Consider the following 3585-nt stretch of genomic DNA (forward strand, 5'->3'; position numbering starts at 1 on the left):
GCCGCCGCCGCTGCGGGCTCGGAGGCCGCGGCGGCCGGCGGCGACGGCGCGCCGCGCGGCACCACCGCGCTCGACCAGTTCACCACCGACCTCACGGCGCGCGCCAAGGCGGGGAAGATCGACCCGATCCTCGGCCGTGACGGCGAGATCCGGCAGGTCATCGACATCCTGACCCGGCGCCGCCAGAACAACCCGATCCTCACCGGCGAGGCCGGCGTGGGCAAGACGGCGGTCGTCGAAGGCCTCGCGATCAAGATCGCCTCGGGCGACGTGCCGCCCGCGCTGCAGGGCGTCGTGCTCCGCACGCTGGACCTCGGCCTGCTGCAGGCCGGCGCCGGCGTGAAGGGCGAGTTCGAGAACCGCCTCAAATCCGTCATCGACGAGGTGAAGGCGAGCCCGAAGCCGATCATCCTCTTCATCGACGAGGCGCACACGCTGATCGGCGCCGGCGGCCAGCAGGGCCAGAACGACGCGGCGAACCTGCTGAAGCCCGCGCTGGCGCGCGGCGAGCTGCGCACCGTCGCGGCCACCACCTGGGCCGAATACAAGAAGTACTTCGAGAAGGACGCCGCCCTGACCCGCCGCTTCCAGGTGGTGAAGGTCGAGGAGCCGTCCATCCCGATCGCCATCGCGATGATCCGCGGCCTGGTCGGCACGCTCGAGAAGCACCACTCCGTCCGCATCCTGGACGAGGCGGTGAGCGAGGCGGTGCGCCTTTCGGCCCGCTACATCCCTTCGCGCCAGCTGCCCGACAAGGCGGTCAGCCTGATCGACACCGCCTGCGCGCGCGTGGCCATGAGCCAGGCGGCGATCCCGGCCGCGATCGAGGACCGGCGCCGCCGCGTCGAGCTGATCGACACCGAACTCGGCATCGTCGCGCGCGAGATGTCGGCTGGCGCCGACTTCGCCGCCCGCCGCGACGAGCTGCTGGCCGAGAAGACCAAGAACGAGGGCGAGCTCGCCGAGCTCGACGCGCGCTGGGCGCAGGAGAAGACGCTCGCCGCCGAGATCGCCGAGATCCGCGGCGCGGTCGAGAACCCGGACGACACCCGCGACAAGGACGGGCTGCGCACGCGCCTCGCCGCCTTGACGGGCGAGCTGCGGACCTTGCAGGGCGAGCACCCGCTGGTGCATCCGGTGGTGGACGGCCAGGCGGTGGCCGAGATCGTCGAGAGCTGGACCGGCATCCCGGCCGGGCGCATGCGCGGCGACGAGATCCGCACCGTGCTGAACCTGAAGGACGCGATGGAAAGCCGCGTCGTCGGCCAGCCACATGCGCTGGAAGCCGTCGCGCAGGCGATCCGCACGTCGCGTGCGGGCCTGACGGACCCGCGCAAGCCGATCGGCGTCTTCCTGATGGTCGGCACGTCTGGCGTCGGCAAGACCGAGACCGCGCTGACGCTCGCCGAACTGCTCTATGGCGGCGAGCAGAACCTGACGACCATCAACATGACCGAGTTCAAGGAGGAGCATAAGGTCTCGCTCCTCATGGGCAGCCCGCCCGGCTATGTCGGCTATGGCGAGGGCGGCATCCTGACCGAAGCCGTGCGCCGCAAGCCCTATTCCGTCGTGCTGCTCGACGAGATGGAGAAGGCGCATCCCGGCGTCCAGGACGTGTTCTTCCAGGTCTTCGACAAGGGGAACATGAAGGACGGCGAAGGCCGCGACATCGACTTCAAGAACACCGTCATCATCATGACGTCGAACGCCGCGACCGACCTGATGACGAAGCTGACCGCCGATCCCGAAACCATGCCCGACGCCGATGGGCTGGCCGCCGCGATCCGGCCGGAGCTGATGAAGTACTTCAAGCCGGCCTTCCTGGGCCGGGTGACGCTGGTGCCCTACTTCCCGTTGCCCGACGACATCATCCGCAAGATCGTCGAGATGCAGTTGCGAAAGATCGGGCGCCGCGTGCATGACAGCTACCGTGCCGGCTTCTCCTGGGATCCGGCGCTGGTCGAAGCGATCGCGTCGCGCTGCACCGAGGCCTCCTCGGGCGCGCGCAACGTGGAGAACATCCTCTCGCGCACCCTCCTGCCGGAGTTGTCGGCGGAGGTGCTCGCCCATCTGGCGGAAGGCCGCCAGGTGGGTGGCATCCGGGTCGGCCTCGCGCCGGATGGCGGCTTCACCTACACGGTAGAGGCTGCGTGAGAGGTCTGGGGGCAGGCAGGAAAGGAGCGATCCGATGTCGATCTACATGAAGTACGGCAGCACCATCAAAGGTGACGCCACCACCAAGGGCTGGGCGGACTGGATCACGCTCGGCAGCGTCCAGATGGGCGCGGGCCGCGGTCTGGCCTCTTCGAAGGGCAAGGGCGCCAACCGCGAGGCGAGCGAGCCCTCGATCAGCGAGATCACGGTGTCGAAGGAGTGGGACCCCGCCTCCTCCTCCAAGCTGTTCGAAGAGTCGGTCGCGGGCAAGCTCAACACCGCCGTGGAGATCCACTTCACCACGACGTCCGGCAACGAGCAGGCCGCCTACCTGATCATCAAGCTGAAGGATTGCGGCATTTCCGGCTACTCCTTCAGCGGGAGCGGCATGGGGAAGGGCAGCGAGAGCCTCTCCCTGAACTTCTCCCATATCGAGATCACGCCGAAGATCGTCGACGAAGCGCTCGGCACGAAGGACGGCACGAAGGTGTCCTACGATCTGACGCTGATGAAGGCGAACGTCTGATTCGGCTGGCCGGCGCCTCGCGCGCCGGCCGCTCGGGCAGGATTGCAACGGGCCGGCGGCGACGCCGGCCCGTCTTGCGTTCAGCGACGCTGCTGCGCCTTTGTGGCCGCGCGCGTCACTGCGCCCTGCTAACCACGCGCGTCACCGCGCCCTGCTGGCCGCGCGCGTCACCGCGCCCTGATGGCCGCGCGCGTCACCGCGCGACGGTATCGAGCGCCCATGCATCCACCGCCAGCCGCACGCCGCGGCGCCGCGCATTCTCGAGCGCGACGCGCAGGTCGCGCAGATAGGCGTTCATGTCCTCGTCGTCGGGCCGCGGCCGATCGAAGATCGGCGCCGAGGAGGCGACGGCGATGATCAGGTCGCTGCCGAAGGGCGGGCTGACGGCCCAGGCCGGGCCGCCGAGCGCCGGGTCACCGAGGCGCAGCACTGCGCCGGCCGGCAGCAGCCGGGACGGGTCCGTCGGCGTCGGGTGCAGATGCGCCAGCGTGCCGTCGTGCACGAGGAAGGTGACCTGCAGATAGGCCGGGAAGTCCGGCCCGTTGATCTGCACCGTCACCAATTCGCCGTCGCGCAGCCGCGTCGCGTTGTTGGCGAGCGCCACCTGCAGCGCGCCCGCCGAGCCGAACGGCTGAGTGAAGGGCCGCAGCGTGTCGAGCGCGGCGCAGAACGGTCCGTCAAAGGTGTTGAGGCGTAGGTCGCGCGGGAAGGCGCCTGCGGCATTCGCCACCGCGTTCCGCAGCGCCTGGTCCGGCGTCCCGCGCCCGACGACGCCCCGCAGCGTGGCGCGGTCCTGCGCCACCGTGCCGCTGACCAGCGAGCACGCCACGGGCGGCAGCGCGGAGGCGAGGGCGGTGCGGATGTTGGCCGCCGAGGGCAGCGCGGCCGGCTGCGGCTGCACGGGC

The 3585-nt window shown here is 70.2% G+C and carries 3 protein-coding genes; 2 read left to right on the forward strand and 1 reads right to left on the reverse strand.

Features of this window, described 5'->3' with window-relative positions:
* Together tssH and L2I40_RS20610 are read left to right on the forward strand one after the other, a co-directional pair.
* A partial coding sequence (gene tssH, locus L2I40_RS20605; RefSeq protein WP_237217049.1) for a type VI secretion system ATPase TssH occupies positions 1 to 2154 on the forward strand: 2154 nt, incomplete at its 5' end.
* 34 nt (positions 2155 to 2188) lie between these two features.
* Positions 2189 to 2680 (forward strand): Hcp family type VI secretion system effector, encoded by a 492-nt coding sequence (locus L2I40_RS20610; protein ID WP_237217050.1) that lies wholly within the window; start codon positions 2189 to 2191, stop codon positions 2678 to 2680.
* A 193-nt stretch (positions 2681 to 2873) separates the two neighbouring features.
* On the opposite strand, the gene L2I40_RS20615 is transcribed toward L2I40_RS20610, so the two are convergent.
* Positions 2874 to 3585: DUF4384 domain-containing protein (locus L2I40_RS20615; protein ID WP_237217051.1), on the reverse strand; the 712-nt coding region annotated here is incomplete at its 5' end.

The organism is Falsiroseomonas oryziterrae (genome assembly GCF_021864505.1).
GTDB lineage: Bacteria > Pseudomonadota > Alphaproteobacteria > Acetobacterales > Acetobacteraceae > Falsiroseomonas > Falsiroseomonas oryziterrae.